Below are 1,245 nucleotides of genomic sequence, written 5' to 3'. Positions count from 1 at the left end.
GGCGGCCTCTCCACCCTCGGCATCGACTGCTCCGGCCTGGTGCACCTGGCCTGGCGGCGGTGCGCAGCGTGGTGTGGGTGGCGTCCACGACCAGCGGGGCGGTCGACGGCCCGGATGCGGGCGCGGCGGTGAGCTGGACGGCGGGCAGCCACCCCGGGTAGCCCCGGGGGTCGTGCTTGGCGGCGGGCTGGTCGAGGGCGACGACCTGCGCCCATCCGTCCGCGCGCAGCTCGGTGACGAGCACCCGCTCGCCGAGCAGCAGCTGGCTGAGCACGCAGTCGCCGACCTGCTGGTCGTGATCCAGGCCGCCGATCCAGGCGGCGATGTCGGCGGTGTCGGTCAGGGCGGGGCGGTCGACGGGCCGGACCGCCTCGGGCGCGGTCCAGAGGGTCGCCACCGGGACCCGGACGACGGCCTCACGGCCGGGTTGCAGTTCCACGTCCACCCCCATCTCGGGCACTCTGCGCCGACCTTATGAAAAATTCCAACCGCACTCAACCGACCGGCTGAATGTTTGCTTCACTCACGTCCGTGATGCCGAGGCCGGGGGCGTCCGGGAGCACCACGGTGGCGCCGTCGTACCGGATGCCGCCGTCGACCGGCGAGCGGGCGAGCCACCAGGCGGCGTCCAGGTCGGAAACGGCGCTGGTGCCGTACGCGGCGACCAGGCTGGCGGCGGCGCCCACGCCGACCGGGCTTTCCATCATGGAGCCGACGATGGTGCCCATGCCGTGCGCCGCGGCCAGGTCGAGCAGGGCCCGGGCGGCGCGCAGGCCGCCGCACTTGGCCAGCTTGACGTTGACCATGTCGGCGGCCCGGCGGCGGATCACCTCGACCAGGTCGCGCAGGTCGAAGACCGACTCGTCGGCGAGGACCGGCAGGTCGACCCGGTCGCTGACCCAGGCCAGTCCGTCCAGGTCGCGGCGGTGGACGGGCTGTTCGACCAGTTCGACGTCGAGGCCGGCGTCCTCGATGCCGCGGATCACCCGGACCGCGTCGCGGGGCGTCCAGCCCTGGTTGGCGTCCAGCCGGATGCGCACGTCCGGTCCGACCGCGGCGCGGACCGCGCGCACCCGGTCGAGGTCGCCCCGCGCGTCGGTGCCGACCTTCAGCTTGAGCACGGTGAAACCCTCGGCGGCGCGGCGGGTCGCGGTCGCGGCCAGGTCCATCGCGTCGCCGGCGGCCAGGGTGACGTCCGTCGGGACGCGCCGGGCGGTCCCGCCGAGCAGCCGCACCAGGGGTACG

1 protein-coding gene and 1 pseudogene are annotated in these 1,245 nt (G+C 74.8%); both read right to left on the bottom strand.

Going from position 1 to position 1,245, the window contains the following annotated elements; translation table 11 throughout:
* Positions 1–451, bottom strand: a pseudogene (locus tag ACWEVO_RS36715) (glycoside hydrolase); the annotation flags it as partial.
* Positions 452–494: 43 nt separating this feature from the next.
* On the bottom strand, positions 495–1,245 hold a 751-nt coding region (locus tag ACWEVO_RS36710; RefSeq protein ID WP_452311978.1), incomplete at its 5' end, for a mandelate racemase/muconate lactonizing enzyme family protein.

The organism is Micromonospora sp. NPDC003776 (assembly GCF_053605645.1).
Note: the sequence above shows the minus strand (reverse complement) of the source record. Positions and strands in the feature narration are given on the sequence as shown.